The 16,346-nt window shown below is 54.8% G+C and carries 19 protein-coding genes; 8 read left to right on the top strand and 11 right to left on the bottom strand.

What is annotated here, in order from left to right:
• Positions 1-22 precede the first annotated feature (22 nt).
• Both K3556_RS00280 and hrcA read right to left on the bottom strand, forming a co-directional pair.
• Entirely contained in the window at positions 23-586 is a 564-nt protein-coding gene (locus tag K3556_RS00280; RefSeq protein ID WP_260517743.1) for a nucleotide exchange factor GrpE, read from the bottom strand.
• A 10-nt stretch (positions 587-596) separates the two neighbouring features.
• Positions 597-1,661: a heat-inducible transcriptional repressor HrcA gene (gene hrcA, locus K3556_RS00285; protein ID WP_260517744.1), complete on the bottom strand. Its 1,065-nt coding sequence runs from the start codon at positions 1,659-1,661 to the stop codon at positions 597-599.
• 72 nt (positions 1,662-1,733) lie between these two features.
• Here hrcA and rph point away from each other — a divergent pair, with 72 nt between their 5' ends.
• Genes rph through hemW form a run of 3 tightly spaced genes read left to right on the top strand, consistent with a single transcriptional unit; the run spans position 1,734 to position 4,202 of the window.
• Positions 1,734-2,444, top strand: a complete 711-nt coding sequence (gene rph, locus K3556_RS00290) for a ribonuclease PH (protein WP_260517745.1) — start codon at positions 1,734-1,736, stop codon at positions 2,442-2,444.
• The gene (rdgB, locus tag K3556_RS00295; protein ID WP_260517746.1) at positions 2,444-3,052 is read left to right on the top strand and encodes an RdgB/HAM1 family non-canonical purine NTP pyrophosphatase; all 609 of its coding nucleotides are present in this window, start codon (positions 2,444-2,446) and stop codon (positions 3,050-3,052) included. Before rph ends, rdgB begins: the two co-directional genes overlap by 1 nt.
• Entirely contained in the window at positions 3,015-4,202 is a 1,188-nt protein-coding gene (hemW, locus tag K3556_RS00300; protein ID WP_260517747.1) for a radical SAM family heme chaperone HemW, read from the top strand. The genes rdgB and hemW overlap by 38 nt, the downstream gene beginning before the upstream one ends.
• On the opposite strand, the gene K3556_RS00305 is transcribed toward hemW, so the two are convergent.
• From K3556_RS00305 to K3556_RS00335, 7 genes are all read right to left on the bottom strand, one after another.
• On the bottom strand, positions 4,199-5,080 hold the full coding sequence (locus K3556_RS00305; protein WP_260517748.1) for a ParB/RepB/Spo0J family partition protein: 882 nt from the start codon (positions 5,078-5,080) through the stop codon (positions 4,199-4,201). The two genes, hemW and K3556_RS00305, sit on opposite strands and share 4 nt — an antisense overlap.
• A gap of 1 nt (position 5,081) precedes the next feature.
• Positions 5,082-5,885 (bottom strand): ParA family protein, encoded by an 804-nt coding sequence (locus K3556_RS00310; RefSeq protein ID WP_260517749.1) that lies wholly within the window; start codon positions 5,883-5,885, stop codon positions 5,082-5,084.
• Positions 5,878-6,450, bottom strand: coding sequence for a 16S rRNA (guanine(527)-N(7))-methyltransferase RsmG (gene rsmG / locus K3556_RS00315; RefSeq protein ID WP_260517750.1), 573 nt, complete (start codon positions 6,448-6,450; stop codon positions 5,878-5,880). The genes K3556_RS00310 and rsmG overlap by 8 nt, the downstream gene beginning before the upstream one ends.
• A gap of 44 nt (positions 6,451-6,494) precedes the next feature.
• Complete coding sequence (gene mnmG, locus K3556_RS00320; RefSeq protein ID WP_260517751.1) at positions 6,495-8,372, bottom strand: tRNA uridine-5-carboxymethylaminomethyl(34) synthesis enzyme MnmG; 1,878 nt, start codon at positions 8,370-8,372, stop codon at positions 6,495-6,497.
• A gap of 21 nt (positions 8,373-8,393) precedes the next feature.
• Positions 8,394-9,683 carry a tRNA uridine-5-carboxymethylaminomethyl(34) synthesis GTPase MnmE gene (gene mnmE, locus K3556_RS00325; protein ID WP_260517752.1) on the bottom strand — a complete coding sequence of 430 codons (1,290 nt, stop codon included), beginning with the start codon at positions 9,681-9,683 and terminating at the stop codon, positions 8,394-8,396.
• Positions 9,684-9,711: 28 nt separating this feature from the next.
• Complete coding sequence (rho, locus tag K3556_RS00330) at positions 9,712-10,983, bottom strand: transcription termination factor Rho (RefSeq protein ID WP_260517753.1); 1,272 nt, start codon at positions 10,981-10,983, stop codon at positions 9,712-9,714.
• Between the two features lie 133 nt (positions 10,984-11,116).
• Entirely contained in the window at positions 11,117-11,566 is a 450-nt protein-coding gene (locus tag K3556_RS00335; protein WP_260517754.1) for a CopD family protein, read from the bottom strand.
• Between the two features lie 397 nt (positions 11,567-11,963).
• On the opposite strand from K3556_RS00335, the gene K3556_RS00340 reads away from it, so the two are divergent.
• From K3556_RS00340 to dnaQ, 4 genes are read left to right on the top strand one after another with little or no spacing between them, the layout of a single operon-like run.
• Complete coding sequence (locus K3556_RS00340; protein WP_260517755.1) at positions 11,964-12,563, top strand: Maf family nucleotide pyrophosphatase; 600 nt, start codon at positions 11,964-11,966, stop codon at positions 12,561-12,563.
• Positions 12,560-13,396, top strand: a complete 837-nt coding sequence (locus K3556_RS00345) for a shikimate dehydrogenase (RefSeq protein WP_260517756.1) — start codon at positions 12,560-12,562, stop codon at positions 13,394-13,396. The genes K3556_RS00340 and K3556_RS00345 overlap by 4 nt, the downstream gene beginning before the upstream one ends.
• Positions 13,393-13,992, top strand: a complete 600-nt coding sequence (coaE, locus tag K3556_RS00350) for a dephospho-CoA kinase (protein WP_260517757.1) — start codon at positions 13,393-13,395, stop codon at positions 13,990-13,992. Before K3556_RS00345 ends, coaE begins: the two co-directional genes overlap by 4 nt.
• Positions 13,985-14,716 (top strand): DNA polymerase III subunit epsilon, encoded by a 732-nt coding sequence (gene dnaQ / locus K3556_RS00355; RefSeq protein ID WP_260517758.1) that lies wholly within the window; start codon positions 13,985-13,987, stop codon positions 14,714-14,716. The genes coaE and dnaQ overlap by 8 nt, the downstream gene beginning before the upstream one ends.
• A 15-nt stretch (positions 14,717-14,731) precedes the next feature.
• Here the strand turns inward: dnaQ and secB are convergent, their stop codons facing one another.
• Positions 14,732-15,223, bottom strand: a complete 492-nt coding sequence (gene secB, locus K3556_RS00360; protein ID WP_260517759.1) for a protein-export chaperone SecB — start codon at positions 15,221-15,223, stop codon at positions 14,732-14,734.
• Positions 15,224-15,327: 104 nt separating this feature from the next.
• On the opposite strand from secB, the gene idi reads away from it, so the two are divergent.
• On the top strand, positions 15,328-15,849 hold the full coding sequence (idi, locus tag K3556_RS00365; RefSeq protein ID WP_260517760.1) for an isopentenyl-diphosphate delta-isomerase: 522 nt from the start codon (positions 15,328-15,330) through the stop codon (positions 15,847-15,849).
• Here idi and K3556_RS00370 read toward each other — a convergent pair.
• A complete protein-coding gene (locus K3556_RS00370) occupies positions 15,829-16,329 on the bottom strand; it encodes an FxsA family protein (protein ID WP_260517761.1) in 501 nt (166 codons plus the stop codon). The genes idi and K3556_RS00370 overlap by 21 nt on opposite strands.
• Between the last annotated feature and the right edge of the window lie 17 nt (positions 16,330-16,346).

Raw genomic sequence — 16,346 nt, forward strand, 5'->3', positions numbered from 1 at the left:
AGGCGTTTTTGTTCGGGTTGGTTTATTTCGGAGTCGAGGACACACCGACCTGCGCGGGGCGCAACAACCGGTCGTGCAGCATGAAGCCTTCGCCCGCCACCTGAATGATGTCGCCCGACTTTGTGCCCGGCAGCGGTGCTTCAAACATCGCCTCGTGCACCTCTGGGTCAAACTTGTCGCCCACCTCCGGTGACAGCAGGCGGATGCCGTGCTTTTCAAAGATGTTCAGCAGCGACCGCATGGTCAACTCGACACCTTCGACAAGCGCTTTGGCGCCGTCGCCAGCATCACCAGCCGCTTCGAGCGCGCGTTTCATGTTGTCATAAATCGGCAACATATCTCGTGCCAGTTTTGAGCCGCCGTACTGTTCGGCTTCACGTCGATCCCGTTCACCACGCTTGCGCGTATTCTCGGCGTCTGCCAAAGCCCGCATGAAGCGGTCCTTGAACTCATCGCGCTCGGCACGCAGTGCCTCAAGCTCGTCGACCACGTCACCTTCGGTCAGGTCAATATTCACTTCCTCGGTCATCAGCTCTTCAATCGCTGCGTCCAAGTTCTCTACTGCATCGTTTTTTGCGTCAGCCATCTCTTCGCCTTTACCTTCGATCCGAGATCATCTTGCCGATCAGTTGCGCAGTGTAATCCACGATGGGAACAATCCGTCCATAGTTCAATCGCGTGGGCCCGATGACCCCAACTGCACCAATGATCTTTCGATCAGAGTTCATATATGGGGAAACCACCAAAGAGGAACCCGAAAGTGAGAAAAGTTTGTTCTCTGACCCAATAAAAATGCGCACACCCTCGCCTTGATCGGCCAGTTCAAGGAATTCTGCGATATCTCGCTTGCGTTCAAGGTCGTCAAACAGGGTTTTTATCTTCTCAAGATCAGCAGCCTCCGCATCCTCGGCCAGAAGATTCGAACGCCCACGGACAATCAGGCGCTCATAAGTCTGACCTTCATTTTCCCAAAGCGCCGCACCGCTTTTCACGAGATCCTGCGCCAGAACATCTAATTCTTGCCGGCGCTTTTTGATCTCATGCGTTACAATGCTTTGAAGCTCTGATATTGTGCGCCCTTCGGCCAAAGCATTCAGGAAATTTGCAGCCTCACGCATTGAAGACGGCGTTTGCCCGATGGGTGGCGTGAAAACACGGTTTTCCACGTGCCCGTCTGCAAAGACCAACACCACTAAGGCCCGATCCGCGCCCAGCGACACAAACTCGATATGTTTGATCGGAGCTTCGTGTTTCGGCGTCAGAACAAGACTAGCCCCTGCTGTAATGCCAGACAGCGCTGATCCGACCCGATCCATCATCGTGTTGATATTGCTATCGGTTTTCCCAACTGTGGCATCGATTTTCTGGCGATCTCCTTGATCCAAGTTGGACACTTCCAACAGCCCATCGACGAACATCCGCAGCCCTAGCTCAGTCGGAATCCGCCCAGCCGAGATATGTGGACTGCCCAACAAGCCCATAAACTCCAGGTCTTGCATGACGTTGCGAATCGTTGCTGCGCTGACCTTTTCGGTCAAGGCGCGAGTCAGGGTCCGCGATCCTACCGGCGCGCCAGTACTCAGGTAACTTTCAACAACACTTCGAAACACCTCACGCGACCGGGTGTTCATGTTGCTCATCAGATCGGGGCCGTCTTCCATGCGCAATCGCCTTGCCTTTTCGCCAGAGCCATGGGTATCACGCCTTTGAACATGAAACAAAGGGGGAAGCCCATGCGCCCGTCAGGTCGGAATCTAGATCAAATGCGCCCGATTTCAATCGAGACCGGAGTCACAAAACATGCCGAAGGGTCGTGCATGATCAAAATAGGCGACACACATGTGCTGTGCACCGCCTCGCTTGAGGAGCGTGTGCCGCCATTTTTGCGCAATTCCGGCAAGGGTTGGGTCACGGCGGAATACGGCATGTTGCCAAGATCGACCGGGTCGCGGATGCGTCGCGAGGCCGCCTCGGGCAAGCAGGGCGGGCGCACCGTCGAAATTCAACGCCTGATCGGCCGTTCGCTGCGTGCGGGCGTCGATCTGGTTGGCCTTGGCGAACGCCAGATTACCGTTGATTGTGATGTCATTCAGGCCGATGGCGGCACGCGCTGTGCCGCGATCACCGGCGGATGGGTTGCGCTTCGCCTTGCAGTCAACAAGCTGCTCAAGGCCAAGGACATCACAGCTGACCCGTTGATGGACCCCGTTGCAGCCGTGTCCTGCGGTATCTATGCCGGTCAACCGGTTCTTGATCTGGATTATCCCGAAGATTCAGAAGCTGGTGTCGATGGCAACTTCGTTCTTTGTGGTCCGAAGCTGATCGAAGTGCAGATGTCTGCAGAGGGCTCGACCTTCACCCGCACCCAGATGAACGAGTTGATGGATCTCGCTGACTTGGGTGTTTCACAACTTGTGACCGCGCAGCTTGAGGCCACGTCCTGATGCGTAAGTTCGAGGGCGACCAGCTCGTTATCGCGACCCATAATGAGGGCAAGCTGCGTGAAATATCTGCGCTGCTAGAACCCTTCGGCGTCAAGGTCACATCAGCGGGCGCTCTCGGACTTGAAGAACCTGAAGAAACCGAAGACACCTTTGTCGGCAACGCCCGGATCAAGGCGCATTTTGCAGCCAAAGCCTCGGGCTTGCCTGCTTTATCTGACGACAGCGGTATTATGGTAGACGGGCTGAACGGGGCGCCGGGCGTATACACGGCAGATTGGGCTGAAACGCGCAACGGGCGCGATTTTCCGATGGCGATGGAAAAAACCTGGGCTTTGCTGGAACAGAAAAACATCCCGCAACCGCGTCTGGCGAAGTTTTGCGCGACCTTGTGTCTGGCTTGGCCCGATGGGCATGACGAAGTGTTTGAAGGCAGCGTCAATGGTCACCTGACATGGCCGATGCGGGGTGATCTGGGTTTTGGCTATGACCCCATTTTTATTCCCGACGGCTATGATATCACCTTTGGTGAAATGGACCCGGATAAGAAACATGAAATAAGCCATCGCGCCGATGCCTTCACCAAACTTGTGCGGGGCGCTTTTGCTTGAGAATTGGCAGATTGGCGGCTTTGGGCTTTATGTCCACTGGCCCTTTTGCCAGGCCAAGTGCCCTTATTGTGACTTCAACAGCCATGTGGTCTCGTCCATCGACCACGATGCCTGGTTGGATGCCTATGTCTCCGAAATCGACCGCTATGCGGCGGAAACACCCGATCGCATCCTGAGTTCGATTTACTTCGGCGGCGGCACTCCCAGCCTGATGGCACCGGAAACGGTGGGCGCTATCATTGAACGGGCTGCGCACCACTGGACCTTCGCCAATAACATCGAGATCACGCTGGAGGCAAACCCAACGTCGATTGAGGCAAAGAACTTTGCAGGCTACAAAGCGGCAGGGGTCAATCGGATCTCTATCGGCATTCAGGCGTTAAACGACGGCGACTTGAAACGGTTGGGGCGGCTTCACACGGCGGCCGAAGCAAAACATGCTCTAACCTTGGCGAAGTCGCTGTTTGACCGGGTTAGTTTCGACCTGATCTATGCGCGCCAGGATCAGAGCTTTGACGAATGGAAGACAGAGCTACAGGCCGCGCTTGACTACGGCCCGGATCATTTGTCGCTTTATCAACTGACCATCGAACCCGGCACCGCTTTCGGCGCGCGGCTTGACGCCGGAAAACTTCATGGTCTGCCTGATGAAGACCTTGCAACGGACATGTATTTTCTAACCCAGTCGATCTGCGACGCCGCCGGCCTTCCTGCGTACGAAGTTTCGAACCACGCCAAGCCCGGTCAGGAAAGTCAACACAATCGCATCTACTGGCGGTCTGGAGATTGGGTCGGTATTGGTCCCGGCGCGCACGGACGCCTAACGCTCGGCGCGGCTCGGTTCTCAACAGAAACCGCCCTTGCGCCCAACAATTGGCTATCCGCAGCAGCGTCGGGGAACGGCGAGAGCGCTAGGGCCCGCATACCACGCGACGAACAGGTGACGGAATTCCTGCTGATGGGGCTGCGTACCGTCGAGGGGGTTGACCTCAAGCGCTTGGAAAAACAACTTTGTACAGACGTAAATATATTAAAAATCAATGACTTACAAAGCCTTGGCCTCATCGAGGTAAAAGACCACATGCTCGTGGCCACTGATAAGGGGCGCCCAGTTTTAAATGGCATTCTCCGCGAACTGATCCCTGGTTAAGTCGACAGCTTCCCGCACAACGTATCCAGATCATCCAGTGAGCTATAGCGAACTGTAACCGTGCCCGATTCTCCACCCGGCGCGTGATCGATCTGAACCTTCATTCCCAGATTCGCCGACAGATCGCCTTCAAGCGCACGAGTGTCGGCGTCTTTCTCGGCTTTTGGCCGGGGCTTTTTGACGCTAGCTGTCTTGGGTGACTTCGCCAACGCTTCGGCAGCACGAACGGAAAGACCCTTTGCGATGATCTGTCGAGCCAGATCAATTGGATTATCGGCCGTCACCAATGTCCGCGCATGACCAGCACTTAGCTTGCCGTCACGCACAAAACTTTGCACCTCTTCAGGCAGGTTCAGCAGTCGCAAAAGGTTTGCAATGTGGCTGCGGCTTTTTCCCAGCGCTTCCGACACTTTTTCTTGCGTATGGCCAAACCGGTCCATCAGGTCGCGGTAGCCAGCGGCCTCTTCAATTGCATTCAGATCAGCACGCTGGATGTTTTCGATAATAGCAACCTCAAGGGCCTCTGTGTCGCTATATTCTCTAACAATAACAGGTAGTTCATGCAGTTTTGCCATCTGAGACGCACGCCAGCGCCGTTCCCCCGCAACAATCTCAAATTCGCCATTACCACCCGCCTTTGGACGAACGATCAACGGCTGGATGACCCCTTTTTCACGGATCGACGCAGCCAGGTCTTCCAATTGCTCTTCTGTAAAACGACGGCGTGGCTGTTCTGGGTTGGGGGTAATCTTTTCGACCGGAACAACAAGATCCGCGCGACGTGGTGTCTGAGCGGTCGTTGTTTCCTCGGTCGTGACATCAGCCATCAGCGCAGACAGGCCGCGACCCAAACCGCGTTGCTTTTGATTCTTGCTCATATCAGCCTCTTACATTTCGTTTCGACAGCTCTTTCGCCAAATCGCGATAGGCTTTGCTGCCTTTTGATAGCGGATCATACATCAAGACAGGAAGGGCGAAAGAGGGCGCTTCGCTGACGCGCACATTGCGCGGGATCATGGTTTTGAACACCAGATCGCCCAAGTTATCGCGCGCATCCGCCTCGACCTGACGAGACAGGTTGTTGCGTGTGTCAAACATTGTCAAAACAACGCCTTCTATCCGCAGGGCGGGATTTGCCGTCTGCCGCACTTCGCGAATGCTTAGCATCAGCTGCGACAACCCCTCCAAAGCAAAAAACTCGCTTTGAAGTGGGATCAGAACACTATCCGCTGCAACCAGAGCATTTACCGTCAACAGGTTTAGCGATGGCGGGCAGTCAATCAGCACATAGTCGAGATTGAGATCACTTAACCCCGAAGCCCGCACGGCATCGTGCAGAAGGTGGCTGCGTTTTTCGTTAGAAACCAACTCGATATCAGCGGATGAAAGGTCAGTGGTGGCTGGAGCAATCAAAAGGTTCTCTACATCTGTCTCCTGCAAGACCTCGATCAACGGCGCCTCTTCCAAGAGCAAGTCATAGGTTGTTAGCTTGCGATCAGCGACCTCGACGCCCAACCCGGTCGACGCGTTGCCTTGCGGATCAAGGTCAATCAAAAGAACCTTTTTTCCCGCTTCAGCCAGCGCCGCGCCAAGATTGATGGTCGTTGTCGTTTTTCCAACGCCGCCTTTCTGGTTGGTTATGGCAATGATTTTTGGACCATGGTCGTTGAAAATATCAGGCACGGCGTAGTTCTCCGATCTTCAAAACAACAGCATCCGGATTGGTCTTGCTGGGGTATGTATCAAGTTCAAACCGCCAAGTTTCAAGCGCTTCTTCCACTTCCGCGTGGTAATTTTTGCCTTTCAGAAACAGCCCCTGACCAGCGGGCGCCAAATGCCGGTCCGCATAGCTCAAAAGCGCCTTCAGGGGAGCAAGCGCGCGTGCCGAAACGATTTCTGCACTCAATGGCGGCACTGACTCGATACGCTCGGACAGGATTTCTGCATTGATCCCCGTTTCGCGTACTACCGTTCGAAGAAACGTAGCCTTTCGAACGTCGCTTTCTATACAGATGGTCTGCCGAAGCGGGTCATGGTCTTTGGCAAGAATCGCTACGATAAGCCCGGGGAACCCCCCACCCGTTCCCATATCGCACCATGTTTTTATGGACTTAGGCGCCAGATCGGCAATCTGGGCCGAATCCAGAAAGTGCCGCGACCAGAGCGCCTCGATCGTTGATGGCGCAACCAGATTGATCGCTGGATTCCACTTCTTCAAAAGAGCGGCATAGGCCTCAAGCCGTTCCATTGTTTCACGTGAAACATCGCTTTCGTCAAGCAGGCCCCTGCCCGTCATGCTGATCGCTTTCGAGCAGTTCGGCGCAACTTGGCAAGTATTAATGTCAACGCAGCCGGCGTGATGCCTTCGACCCGGCCAGCTTGGGCAAGAGTTGCGGGGCGGGCTTGTGTCAGTTTGCTAGCCAGTTCGTTCGACAGACCTTCCAGCTCATCGTATCGGAAGTCGTCGGGAATTGTGTGTGCTTCATCACGCCGCAATGCCTCTACGTCGCGCGCCTGACGTTCAATGTAGTGCGCATACATGGCATCCCGGGAAATCTGTGTCTGGATTTCGAACGGTATCTCTGCAAGAGATTGATCCAATTGCACAATCATTGAATAGTCAACGTTTGGAAACGCCAACAGATCGAACGCGGTGCGTTTGGTTCCATCCTTGCGGACTGTCATCCCAAGCTTTTCCAAATCTTGTGGTGTGAAGGTCCGTTTCGTCAAAGCGTCCTTTGCAGATGCGAGGCCTTCGGTCTTCGTTTCAAAGGCCTTCTTGCGGGTCTGCCCCACCAGACCCAGAGCAACGCCAAGCGGCGTCAGCCGTTGGTCTGCATTGTCGGCACGCAAAGACAGGCGGTATTCGGCCCGTGATGTGAACATGCGATAGGGCTCGGTCACACCACGAGTAATAAGGTCATCGACCATAACGCCCATATACGAATTCGAACGAGAGAAAATGACAGGGTCGCGATCCTGAGCGGCCAATGCAGCGTTTAAGCCCGCGATCAAGCCCTGTGCCGCGGCCTCTTCATAGCCAGTTGTTCCATTGATCTGGCCCGCAAGATAAAGTCCAGGCACATCACGAAGCTGAAGGGTTTCGCTCAATGAGCGCGGGTCAACATAATCGTATTCAATCGCGTAGCCCGGCTGCAGGATTTCGGCACGTTCTAGCCCATAGATTGATCGGACATAGGCGTTCTGAACACCAACTGGCAGCGACGTGCTGATCCCATTTGGATAAACCGTGTGATCATTCAGCCCTTCAGGCTCCAGAAAGATTTGGTGAGACTCTTTGTCTGCGAACCGCACAATCTTGTCTTCGATTGACGGGCAATAGCGCGGGCCGACGCCATCAATGCGGCCACCATACATCGCCGACATCTCTAGATTTTGCCTAATAATATCATGCGTTTGCGTATTTGTATGCGTGATCCCGCAGGAAATCTGGCGGGCAGAAGGCTTGGTGTTTAGAAACGAAAACACCACCGGGTCGTCGTCACCGGGCTGGCTGTCAAGAACGTCCCAGTTGATGGTGCGGCCGTCAAGACGTGGTGGTGTCCCGGTTTTCAACCGCCCCAGTGGAAGCCCAAAACTGTCGATCCGCTCGGCCAGCTTTACGGACGGGCGATCCCCCATCCGCCCACCAGAGGTCTGCTTGTCCCCGACATGAATCACCCCACGCAGGAAAGTGCCGGTGGTAAGGATTACCGCCGCAGACCGAAGCTCGCTTCCATCGTGCAGAACAACACCAGCCGCGCGATTTCCGTCCATCAAAAGATCGACCGCCTCGCCTTCGACGACCTTCAGGTTCTGCGTGCCGGCAATCTCGGACTGCATGGCGGCACGATAGAGCTTTCGGTCAGCCTGCGCGCGCGGTCCTTGTACGGCTGGGCCTTTTCGACGATTCAACAGGCGAAATTGAATGCCCGCCTGATCCGCAACGCGCCCCATCAACCCGTCCAACGCGTCAATCTCGCGGACCAAGTGACCCTTTCCAAGACCGCCGATCGCCGGGTTACAAGACATTACGCCCAAGTCTTCTTTGCGGAGCGTTATCAAGGCGGTGCGCGCGCCAAGGCGCGCAGACGCATGCGCTGCATCTGCACCTGCGTGGCCCCCACCGACCACGATCACATCAAAGTCACGATGTTTCACGTGAAACACTCCATTCCAATTACTGAGCGCCTATTTTCCAAGGCAAAAGCTCGCGAAGATTTCATCAAGCAGATGCTCTACATCAACACGACCTACCAAACTATCAAGGGCTCGTGTTGCGGTTCGGATCTCTTCGGCTGCAATCTCTGCCCGTTCGGGACCGTGTTGTACCTCGATTCGAGCATCTTCCAAAGCACAGAGCGCACGCTCCATCGCAATCCGATGTCGCGCGCGCGTGGCGATTCCCGCCCCTTTGACGCGATCTGCCAAACATTCGCCGATGCGCTCTACCAGCTTGTCCACGCCCTGACCTGTCAGACCTGAGACTGCCAAACGGTCGGTCTCATGAAGGTCTGCCTTGCCTTGCACTACGATATCATCGGTCCGGGGATCTATGAGCAAACCATGGCCGTCATCAGACATCAGGAAAATCCGCAAGTCCGCGGTGTTCGCGCGCGCCAAGGCCCGCTCTACGCCGATGGCTTCAACACTATCCTGCGCTTCTCGAAGCCCCGCGGTGTCCAGTACCGTCACTGGCAGCCCCGCAAGCTCCATCTGCACTTCAATTACATCGCGGGTCGTTCCTGCGATCTCGGAAGTAATGGCCGCATCGCGCCCCGCCAGCGCATTCAGAAGCGTTGATTTTCCCGCATTGGGCGCGCCAACGATAGCGACTTCAAACCCATCACGGATGCGCTCAGCGATCCGCGTTCCGGCGGTTTCTTTCGCAAGCGTTTTTAGAACACCATCCAGAAGGTCGTTCACTTCCGGTGAAACGTCCACCGGTACATCCTCGTCTGCGAAATCTATGGTGGCTTCCAACAAGGCTGCGGCACGGATGAGATCACGCCTCCAGCCCTCAGCAACATCACCCAAAGCGCCGGACAGAATGGCAAAAGCTTGCCGCCGCTGCGCCTCTGTCTCAGCATCGAGAAGGTCGGCCAGGCCTTCGACCTGAGACAAATCTAACCGCTCGTTCTCTAACGCACGTCGGGTGAACTCTCCCGGCTCGGCCAAGCGTAAATCTGGATAAGTCGACAATTCATCCAGAACAGCCCGGACCACGGCCGTCGATCCATGAAGCTGCATTTCAACGACCGGCTCCCCCGTGAAGCTGGCGCCATCGTCAAAACACAGGACCAATGCTTCATCCAGAATGTGGTCGCCCGCACCCTTTAGGCTGCGAAGGCCTGCTTTGCGAATGGGCGGCAATTTCCCCGCCATTCCGCTTGCAGCCGAAAACGCGTGTGGCCCGGAAATCCGGACCACCGCGACACCCGCTTTCCCGCGGGCGCTTGCAAGAGAGTAGATCGTATCCATATCTAACCCATTGTATTTTAACAATAAGTTACGTGTTCATCGAATCAAAGAAATCAGAATTCGACTTGGTCTGCTTGAGTTTTGAGATCAGGAACTCTATGGCATCTGTGGTGCCCATCGGGTTCAGGATCCGGCGCAAGACATAGGTCTTCTGCAGATCTTTTGCGTCCACCAACAGCTCTTCTTTCCGGGTGCCGGATTTCAGAATGTCGATGGCCGGGAACACGCGCTTGTCTGCAACTTTACGATCCAGAACAATCTCGCTGTTACCGGTACCTTTGAATTCTTCGAAGATCACCTCGTCCATGCGCGATCCGGTGTCGATCAGCGCAGTTGAGATGATGGTGAGCGATCCACCCTCCTCGATGTTCCGTGCGGCCCCAAAGAAGCGCTTGGGGCGCTGCAATGCGTTGGCATCCACACCACCCGTCAGAACCTTACCAGAGGAGGGCACAGTCGTGTTGAAGGCCCGTCCAAGGCGGGTGATCGAGTCGAGCAGGATCACAACGTCGCGTTTATGCTCAACTAGACGTTTAGCCTTCTCGATTACCATTTCAGCCACAGCCACGTGACGGGTCGCGGGCTCGTCGAAAGTCGAGGAAACAACCTCGCCTTTCACTGAGCGCTGCATATCCGTCACCTCTTCCGGACGTTCGTCGATCAGCAGAACGATCAGATAGCATTCCGGGTGATTGGTTTCGATCGAATGGGCGATGTTTTGCAACAGCACGGTTTTACCTGTCCGGGGCGGCGCAACGATCAGCGCCCGCTGCCCTTTACCGATCGGCGACACAAGGTCGATGATCCGGGCCGAGCGGTCCTTTATGGTGGGATCTTCGATCTCCATCTTCAAACGCTCATCGGGGTAAAGCGGTGTCAGGTTGTCGAATGCGACCTTGTGTTTCGCCAGTTCCGGATCGCCAAAGTTGATTTCCTCAACCGACGTGATCGCAAAATAGTTTTCGTTCTCGCCAGGCGCCTGAATGATCCCTTCGATCGTGTCACCTGTCCGCAGCGAATACTTGCGGATCATATCGGGTGAGACATAGATATCGTCAGGTCCAGACAGATAGTTCGCTTCCGGGGACCGCAGGAAACCAAACCCGTCTTGTACGACTTCAAGCACGCCATCACCGCCGATGATCCATTCATCATCCGCCAGCTCTTTCAGGATCGAGAACATCATCTCGCCCTTGCGCATCGTTGACGCGTTTTCGATTTCAAGCTCTTCAGCCATATTCACAAGCTCTTTCGGGCTCTTGGCTTTCAGCTCTGCTAGGTTCAGACGGTTATCGGACATGAGGATGCTCTGGGATTGCCTTAGGACGGCATGCAAAGACGCAATGCGGTCAAAGTAGAAATGGGAAACATGCGTCGCCGGACGGCCCGCGTTTCACGTCACATAAGGGTGATGGGCGTGCGAGTCAACGCTGTCAGAATTTCACGACGACTGAAAAGACGATGATCAACATCAGGATTGTCGGAAATTCATTCATGATCCGATATCGTCGACCGGTCAGGGTGTTTGCACCTGCAACAAATTCTTTGCGCCGTGCGCCCAGCCACATGTGAAACCACGTCAACAGAATGACCGACAAGCCTTTCGTCCAAGGCCAAACCATCGACCAATCAACAATTCCTGGCGTAAATACCAACATCACTCCAAATAACCACGTGCTGATCATCGCTGGATTCATGATCGCCTTCAGAAGACGACGTTCCATCGTCTGAAACAATTCATCTGTTTCTGTGCCACTTCCGACCACCTCAACGTGATAGACAAACAGACGAGGCAGATAGAAAATACCAGCCATCCAAGCAATCACCGACACAATGTGAAGGGATTTCGTCCAAGGATAAATATCGGCTAGTATGTCGCCCATTCTCAGCACTCCTGTTCACACGGTTGGGTCCGGCCCTTCTTAAATTAATAAAGAAGAAGAAAGAAAGATGATGTTTATGTAGGAGCTGTGGGTAATGGGGATTAATGAGTTGTCCCAGATGTTATCAACAAGTGGATAAAGAATAACCATGGTCTGGGAAGAACATCACAACTATCTGAATTAGAAACGTAAATATCGACTTTGGTTGGGGATAACCAGTGGGACAAACAGGGGCCGGGCATCGAAGGTTTGCACAAATCAAAAATCACTTTCCACAGTGGAAGAAATCCGAAAACTATCTTAGGAAAGATGAGAGTTTTCCAACGATCCCATATTTTAGGTGGTGTCCACTTTTTGAGGCACCGGAACAAACAGAGCTTTTCCACAGGGTTATCATATGTCCAAGCCTTTGATCCTCGCCTCAGCATCTGAAATTCGTGCTCAGCTTTTACAAAGCGCAGCCATAAAGATCGAGGTTCAGCCTGCCCGAATTGACGAAGTGACAATCCGCGCGTCGTTGGAAGCCGAAGGGGCCAGCCCACGAGATCTGGCTGACGCGCTGGCAGAATTCAAGGCGCGCAAGATCAGCGAAAAAAACCCAGGCCGGCTGGTTCTGGGCTGTGATCAGGTCGCTGAGTTGGGTGGCGAAGTTTTATCCAAGCCGCGTGATAGTGCCGAGGCTGTCGCCCAGTTGACCGCAATGTCCGGCAAGACCCACCGCCTGCTATCCGCCGCCGTTCTTTATGAAGACGGCAAACCATTGTGGCGACATGTCGGCGTGGTTCGCATGCGGATGCGCGAACTTTCACCAGGTTACATCGAAGGCTATGTTATCCGAAACTGGGACAGTATTTGCCATGCTGTCGGCGCCTATAAGTTGGAAGAAGAAGGTGTCCGCTTGTTTGCCAAGGTTGATGGCGATTATTTCAACGTTTTGGGTTTGCCCCTGACCGAGCTGCTGTCATACCTGATCCTGCGAGGAGATCTTGAAATATGACCGAACGACGCATTCCATTGGCCGGTGTGATCGGCGACCCAATTGGACATTCATTGTCCCCCCGACTGCACGCCCATTGGCTGCGGACCAATGGCATCATAGGTCATTATGTGCCGATGCATGTCAGTAACGAAGATCTGGAGGAGGTCATTCGGACTCTGCCAAAAGCAGGTTTTGTGGGGGTGAACGTGACCATCCCACATAAAGAGACGGTTCTGAATCTCGCCGACACAGTGACAGATCGTGCCGCGCTGATTGGCGCTGCGAATACACTGATCTTCCGACCAGACGGGAAAATTTACGCTGATAATACAGACGGTTATGGGTTTATAGAAAATCTTCGCCAAGGAGCCCCAGATTGGGCACCCGAAGCAGGACCGGCAGCCGTTTTTGGTGCGGGCGGCGCTGCGCGTGCGGTCATCGCGTCCCTTATTGAAGTCGGTGTCCCGGAAATTCGTCTGTCAAATCGCACCCGGGCACGCGCTGACGCATTGCGTGCCGAGTTTGGGAACAGGATAAAAGTTTTTGACTGGCTACAAGCCGGAAACATGCTTGATAACGCAGCAACAGCGGTCAACACAACGTCGCTTGGCATGGTCGGAAAACCCGACTTCCGTGTGCCCTTGGATGGGTTCAACCCCAGCGCAGTGGTGACCGATCTTGTCTATACACCCCTACGCACACATTTTCTGGACGAAGCCGAAAAAGCTGGCTGCATCACGGTGGACGGGCTTGGAATGCTGTTGCATCAGGCCGTTCCGGGGTTTGAACGTTGGTTCGGGATGCGGCCGGTTGTTGATGACGCCTTGCGTAATGCGGTGCTTGGCCCATGAGCATCCCGTTCATCATCGGCCTGACCGGGTCGATTGGCATGGGTAAATCCACAACGGCGAAGATGTTCGCGCAGGAAGGTGTTCCGGTCTGGGATGCGGATGCCGCCGTTCATCGGATATATGCCCCCGGTGGTTCAGCGGTTGAACCGCTGCGCGCAATTTGCGCTGATGCGATTGTCGATGGCGCTGTTGACCGCGGCGTGTTGAAAGGGTGGATGGCAAAGGACGCGACTGCATTGAAGCAGATTGAAGAAATCGTCCATCCGCTGGTCGCGCAAGACCGCGCGAAGTTCCTGCAAGAAACCGATGCTGCCATTGTGCTTCTGGATATCCCGCTGCTGTTCGAAACCGGGGCGCATGAGAAAATGGACCTGATTGCAGTCGTATCAACCTCTGCCGAGCAGCAGCGCAAACGGGTTTTGCAGCGTGGCACGATGACGGAAGAGCAGTTTGAGGCAATTTTGTCCAAACAGGTTTCGGATGCAGAAAAACGCGCGCGCGCGGACGTGGTGATTCCCACGGAAACGATGGAAGGTGCCAGTGCGGCGGTGAAGAAAGTATTAGCCCAGGTTAAGGAGCGTTTGTCCCATGCGTGAAATTGTACTGGATACTGAAACGACCGGATTTGACCCGGAAGGTGGCGACCGGATTGTCGAAATTGGGTGTCTTGAACTGTATAACCACATGCCAACGGGCAAGACCTATCACCAGTATATCAACCCCGAACGCGACATGCCGGACGAGGCTTTTGGCGTGCACGGTATCGGCCCCGATCTTCTTTTGTCACCACGTGCGGCGCAGGCGGGCGAAGTCACGCTTCGGGACAAGCCGGTTTTCAGGGTGGTTGGTCAGGCCTTTCTCGATTTCATCGGTGATGCAAAACTAGTTATCCACAACGCGAGCTTCGACATGAAGTTCCTGAATGCCGAACTGAAATGGATGGGCCTGCCGCTGATCCCGTGGGAACAGGCCACCGACACCTTGGCCATCGCACGCAAGAAGTTTCCCGGCGCGCCGGCGTCTTTGGATGCCCTGTGTCGCCGGTTCAGCATCGACAACTCGTCACGCACCCTGCACGGCGCGCTTCTGGACAGTGAAATTCTGGCCGAAGTGTATCTGGAGCTGATTGGAGGTCGTCAGCCCGATCTCGTTCTGGCCGCCAATCAAGGATCATCCTCTGACTCTGGCGGCAGTGGCCCATGGCGGCCAACGGCGCGACCGACACCCTTGCCTGCTCGGATCAGCAAAGAAGAAGCCGCCGCCCATGATGCTTTTGTTGAAAAGCTGGGCGACGGCGCTGTCTGGAAAACCTACCGCTAGGCCTTTCGGTCAGGTTCAGTTGACCTTGGCGCCACCTTGCTCGGCAGCAACGCGGCGTTCGATCTCGTGGCGATACAGCGCAAGGAAATCCACGGTATCAAGGTTCAACGACGGGAAACCACCATCGCGGGTCACGTCAGCCACGATACGGCGGACGAACGGGAACAACATGCGCGGGCATTCGATCATCAGAAACGGGTGCATTTGATCTTCCGGCACGTTTTCAACCTGAAAGATGCCAGAATATTCCAGCTCCATCAGGAACAACTGTTCGCCACCAGTCTTGTTTTTCGACCCGATGGTGTATTTCGTTATCACCTCGAACTGATTGTCTGTCGGACGTTTCTTGGCATCCAAGGCAACCTCGACATTGATGTCGGGCTGAACTTCTCCCTGCACGCCTTTTTGAGCAAGGATGTTTTCAAACGACATGTCGCGAATGAACTGGCCAAGAACCTGCATCTTGGGCTGGACAGGGGCAGTTTGTGCTGTGGCTTCGTCGGCCATGATCTTCTCCTTCGGGAAAAACTGTTGGCATGTCCTTAGCACCTTGACCCGGCGCCCTCAACCAAGGGGTTTCACGTTCGGTGAAATGGCGCTATTTCGGCGCTATGGAAGATATGATCCCTGCCTGGATTGATGGCGCCCTGTCCCCGGTTGATAAGCTAGAGGCCCATGTGAAGGGCCTTAAGCATAAAGCCGTGTCCGTTTTTTTGTTTCACGATGACAACGTGCTGATCCAACAACGCGCACCGGGCAAATACCATACACCGAACATGTGGGCCAACAGCTGTTGCACCCACCCGCACTGGGACGAAGATCCGCGTGAGTGTGCCGAGCGCCGTCTGAACGAAGAGTTGGGAATTACAGGTGTCCAGCCGGTTTGGGTCGAGCAGCTGGAATACCGCGCAGATGTTGGCGGTGGCTTGATCGAGCATGAGGTTGTCGATCTTTTCGTCATTCACACAGATACGCTTCCCCAGATCACCCTGAATCCCGCTGAAGTGCAGGCCATTCAATGGCTAAGCCGGGAGGCGCTGGAAAAACAGATCGCTAACACGCCGGAAATTTTTACACCCTGGCTGAAAATTTATATGACCAAGCACGCAAGCTCAGTGTTTGGTCCAGCCTGATGGTCCTTCCACACCGGGATGGGTTGGTTTTTTGTTTGGCGTGACGTCTGTGAATTCGGCATCGATCACGTCGTCCTGTGGGTGTGGTGGCTGCGGATTCCGGGGATCTTGTGATCCCATGGAAAAACTCTGGACCTGAATGCGCGATCTGGCCCAGTTGTAGACGGCCCGACGCACAGCCGGAATCAGCAATGCGAATCCAACGAAATCGGTGAAAAAGCCGGGGGTCAGCAATAGCGCGCCAGAAAAAAGGATCATCGCACCATGTGCCAATGGTTCGGTCGGATCATTCAACTGACCAAAGCTTTCACGCAGTTGTGACATCGCCAAGGCGCCCTGCGCCCGCATCAGCTGTGTGCCGACAATCGCGGTTAAAACGACGATCGCAAGCGTTGGCCACAAGCCGATTGCGCCCCCAACCTGAATGAACAGGGCGATCTCGATCAGCGGAACTGCGATGAACAGCGCAAAAAGCCACATGGGGCAAGTCTCCTTTT

It is taken from the genome of Aliiroseovarius sp. M344 (genome assembly GCF_025140835.1).
Taxonomy (GTDB): Bacteria; Pseudomonadota; Alphaproteobacteria; order Rhodobacterales; family Rhodobacteraceae; genus Aliiroseovarius.

Excerpts from the sequence above, each read along its gene's own strand:
- K3556_RS00280 (WP_260517743.1), bottom strand. The coding sequence starts at position 586 with ATGGCTGACGCAAAAAACGATGCAGTAGAGAACTTGGACGCAGCGATT.
- hrcA (WP_260517744.1), bottom strand. The coding sequence starts at position 1,661 with ATGGAAGACGGCCCCGATCTGATGAGCAACATGAACACCCGGTCGCGT.
- rph (WP_260517745.1), top strand. The coding sequence starts at position 1,734 with ATGCGCCCGTCAGGTCGGAATCTAGATCAAATGCGCCCGATTTCAATC.
- rdgB (WP_260517746.1), top strand. The coding sequence starts at position 2,444 with ATGCGTAAGTTCGAGGGCGACCAGCTCGTTATCGCGACCCATAATGAG.
- hemW (WP_260517747.1), top strand. The coding sequence starts at position 3,015 with ATGCCTTCACCAAACTTGTGCGGGGCGCTTTTGCTTGAGAATTGGCAG.
- K3556_RS00305 (WP_260517748.1), bottom strand. The coding sequence starts at position 5,080 with ATGAGCAAGAATCAAAAGCAACGCGGTTTGGGTCGCGGCCTGTCTGCG.
- rsmG (WP_260517750.1), bottom strand. The coding sequence starts at position 6,450 with ATGGAACGGCTTGAGGCCTATGCCGCTCTTTTGAAGAAGTGGAATCCA.
- mnmE (WP_260517752.1), bottom strand. The coding sequence starts at position 9,683 with ATGGATACGATCTACTCTCTTGCAAGCGCCCGCGGGAAAGCGGGTGTC.
- rho (WP_260517753.1), bottom strand. The coding sequence starts at position 10,983 with ATGTCCGATAACCGTCTGAACCTAGCAGAGCTGAAAGCCAAGAGCCCG.
- K3556_RS00335 (WP_260517754.1), bottom strand. The coding sequence starts at position 11,566 with ATGGGCGACATACTAGCCGATATTTATCCTTGGACGAAATCCCTTCAC.
- K3556_RS00340 (WP_260517755.1), top strand. The coding sequence starts at position 11,964 with ATGTCCAAGCCTTTGATCCTCGCCTCAGCATCTGAAATTCGTGCTCAG.
- K3556_RS00345 (WP_260517756.1), top strand. The coding sequence starts at position 12,560 with ATGACCGAACGACGCATTCCATTGGCCGGTGTGATCGGCGACCCAATT.
- coaE (WP_260517757.1), top strand. The coding sequence starts at position 13,393 with ATGAGCATCCCGTTCATCATCGGCCTGACCGGGTCGATTGGCATGGGT.
- dnaQ (WP_260517758.1), top strand. The coding sequence starts at position 13,985 with ATGCGTGAAATTGTACTGGATACTGAAACGACCGGATTTGACCCGGAA.
- secB (WP_260517759.1), bottom strand. The coding sequence starts at position 15,223 with ATGGCCGACGAAGCCACAGCACAAACTGCCCCTGTCCAGCCCAAGATG.
- idi (WP_260517760.1), top strand. The coding sequence starts at position 15,328 with ATGGAAGATATGATCCCTGCCTGGATTGATGGCGCCCTGTCCCCGGTT.
- K3556_RS00370 (WP_260517761.1), bottom strand. The coding sequence starts at position 16,329 with ATGTGGCTTTTTGCGCTGTTCATCGCAGTTCCGCTGATCGAGATCGCC.